The 2,786-nt window shown below is 63.1% G+C and carries 3 protein-coding genes; 1 reads left to right on the top strand and 2 read right to left on the bottom strand.

The genetic code is table 11. From position 1 onward, the window contains the following. Positions 1–195 precede the first annotated feature (195 nt). Together SH809_02795 and SH809_02790 are read right to left on the bottom strand one after the other, a co-directional pair. Positions 196–1,341, bottom strand: coding sequence for a Gfo/Idh/MocA family oxidoreductase (locus tag SH809_02795; GenBank protein ID MDZ4698611.1), 1,146 nt, complete (start codon positions 1,339–1,341; stop codon positions 196–198). Between the two features lie 112 nt (positions 1,342–1,453). Next, a complete protein-coding gene (locus SH809_02790) occupies positions 1,454–2,002 on the bottom strand; it encodes an NUDIX hydrolase (GenBank protein MDZ4698610.1) in 549 nt (182 codons plus the stop codon). Positions 2,003–2,091: 89 nt separating this feature from the next. Between SH809_02790 and SH809_02785 the strand changes: the two genes are divergently transcribed. Beyond that, the coding region (locus SH809_02785; protein ID MDZ4698609.1) for a hypothetical protein at positions 2,092–2,786 on the top strand (695 nt) is incomplete at its 3' end.

The following is a 2,786-nucleotide window of genomic DNA, read 5'->3' as shown; positions in this document are numbered from 1 at the left end:
TCCCGCGGAGGCGGGAAACGAGCGAAACGACTTACGAAGTAATCCAGCCATCAGACTGGCATTTTTCTGGGTCCCCGCCTGCGCGGGGATGACTTGCTCATTATGCAAAACGCAAATCTCAACAGTTTCTTAAGGTTTAATGGTGTTGGGTGTTCAGGTCGTGCCGCGGCTCCTTTAACCTTGAACTTCTACACCTTAAACCCTCACCCACCGCTGTTCGCGGTTGCTTTCGACGATGGCGTCGCAGATGACGATTTCCTTGTGGCCATCGGCGAAGGTCGGGTAGAGGGCTTTTTCGGCCGGCACGCCGTCGCGGATGGCGTCGTAGAACGCGCGGAAGCACTGCTTGAAGGTATCCGGGTAGCCCTCGTTGTGACCGCCAGGGTAGTTGGAGAACGGCCGGGCGAAGTCGCTCATGAGGGAGGGGTCCTTCATGAACGACTCGTTCAGCGTGTTTCGGTGGCCGAGCCAGAGTTCGTCGGGCGTTACGCTCGACCAGGACATGGCGCCCTTCGTCCCGGAAATTTCGTAGCGGAGACGGTTCTTACAGCCGGCGGTAACCTGAGATACCCAGAGCACGCCGCGGCCACCGCCCTTGAACCGGAGGAGGACCGCCCCGCAGTCGTCGGTCGTGATATCAACCGGGTCGGTTTCCCGCGGCTCGCCCATCTTGCCGGTAAACGTGGCGATTTCGCCCCGGGGGCGCTTTCGAACGGGGTGCACCGTTTTCAGGTCGGCAAACACGGCTTCCACTTCGAGGTGGGTAATCGAACAGACGAGGTCCATCCAGTGCGTGCCGATGTCCGACACCGCCCGAAGCGCGCCACCCTGGTCCGCCAGGACGCGCCAGTTGTAATCCGTGTCGTACATCAGCCAGTCTTGTACGTAGCTGCCGACCACCGAGATCACCTCCCCGCATTCGCCCGACCGAACACGGGCGCGCGCCTCAAGGTTGAGCGGGTAGAAGCGGAGGTTATAACAGACAGCGGCCGAGAGGCTGGAGGCGGCGGCCTGCGCCACCAGCTTGGCGGACTCATCGGCCGTCATCGCCAGCGGCTTTTCGCACATAACGTGTTTGCCGGCGGCGAGCGCCCGGCTAGCCATCTCGTAGTGCAGCACATTGGGCACCGCGAGGTGGACGGCGTGGACATCCCGATCGGCCAATACCTCCTCGAACGAGGCATACGCCTTCTTCAACCCGAGTACCTCGGAGGCCGTCTTCGACTTCTTCGCGGTGCTGCCCATGATGCCCGTCACGTTGATGCCAAGCCGCTTCAGGGCTTCGGCGTGGACAGGCCCGATAAATCCCGTCCCGACGACGGCTGCGCCAATGTCATACATAGCAAATGGGGAGATAGATGAATGATCGGACGAACCTAGGGAAAAAACGGGAATGGATCCAGGGGATGGTAGCAGGTTACAGGATTTGGGTGAGGTACGCGGAACCCGCGACTCAAAACGCCCCCGCCTTCACATGCTTCCACAGTTCGGCGTGGTCGAAGGCGAGCGGGAGGGCGTCGAGTTCGGCGGGAGTGGCCCAGTGGTAGTCCGAGGCCTCATCCAGCGCGCTGGCATCGACGCGGTCGACGGCAATAAAGTAGGCGATGTCGAAGACATGATCGCGTGGGTCGCGTTGGGGGTCGGAGCGCACGTCGACGAGTTTCAATTCGGCGGGATCGACGGTGACGCCGGCCTCTTCGAGCAACTCGCGAGCGGCGGTTTCTTCGATCCGTTCACGGCCGACATCCAGAAATCCACCCGGGAACGCAAAATAGCCCTTGAATGGATCGAAGCTCCGTTGGATGAGCAGGCAAGCGCCCCGCGATCGATCGAATACGACCACCGAGGCCGCCACGGCGGGATGCGGGAAGCGATAGGCGTAGTAGATGTCGCCGTCGGCCGCGCGGACGCGGAAGGCGTTGCCCTTTGGCGCATCCGGCTCCGGCGGCAGGATTTCCGCGCGATCGCCGTAGCGGGTCTGGGTTGGATTGATGTCACTCATAGGTGTTCCTCGGTAGTGGGGCAGGGCGCAAACCTTGGCCGGCGGGAAGGGTTGCATGAGATCTCCCTGACTCTCCAGCCTCCCCATCCATGCACATCGCTTCCACCAACGCCCGGTTCGAACGCGCCGCCCTGAAGCAGCCCTTCGGATTCAAGGGCGGGTACGTGACCGAATTGTGGCAGTCGGAAGTGCAACTCACCGACGCCGGCGGCCAGAAGAGCACCGGCTACGGCACCCAGAGCGTGCTCTGGTCGGACGCCCGCGTGTTCGCCGGCCACTCCGAAGCCGGTGGCAACGCGTTGATGTTCGCCCTGACTGATTATGCCCTGACGCTCCTCCAAGGCCAGACCTTCGCCGATCCCTTCGCTCTGTTCGACACCCTCTTCGAGCCCGTTCACCGCTACGCCTGCTCCCTCACGCGGCGGCCGGACCTGCGCACGACGTTCACCCTGAACGCCCTCGTCGCCGTCGACTTCGCCGCCTGGGGGCTGTATGTCCGGCTGCACGGCATCGACCGGTTCGACACGCTGCTGCCGGCCTTCTCCCGGCCGGCGCTGGCCGCTCACAACCCCCGCGTCGCCGTCGTGCCCATCGTCACCTACTCGACCACCGATGCCGACATCGAGGCCATGCTCGAAGAGGGTTTCTTCGTCTTCAAAATCAAGCTCGGCGCCCCGGGCTCCCAGGCAGAGATGCTGGCAAACGACTGCGACCGCCTGAGCCGGCTTCACCGCCTCCTCGGCCCCCGCGAAACACCCCACACTCCCAACGGCCGCATCCCCTA

It is taken from the genome of Rhodothermales bacterium, assembly GCA_034439735.1.
Lineage (GTDB): Bacteria > Bacteroidota > Rhodothermia > Rhodothermales > JAHQVL01 > JAWKNW01.
The sequence above is the reverse complement of the archived record's forward strand: the minus strand, read 5'-3'. Positions and strand labels throughout refer to the sequence as shown.

What these genes read in the sequence shown, in the direction of transcription:
- SH809_02795 (MDZ4698611.1), bottom strand. Translation starts at nt 1,341, where the DNA reads ATGTATGACATTGGCGCAGCCGTCGTCGGGACGGGATTTATCGGGCCT.
- SH809_02790 (MDZ4698610.1), bottom strand. Translation starts at nt 2,002, where the DNA reads ATGAGTGACATCAATCCAACCCAGACCCGCTACGGCGATCGCGCGGAA.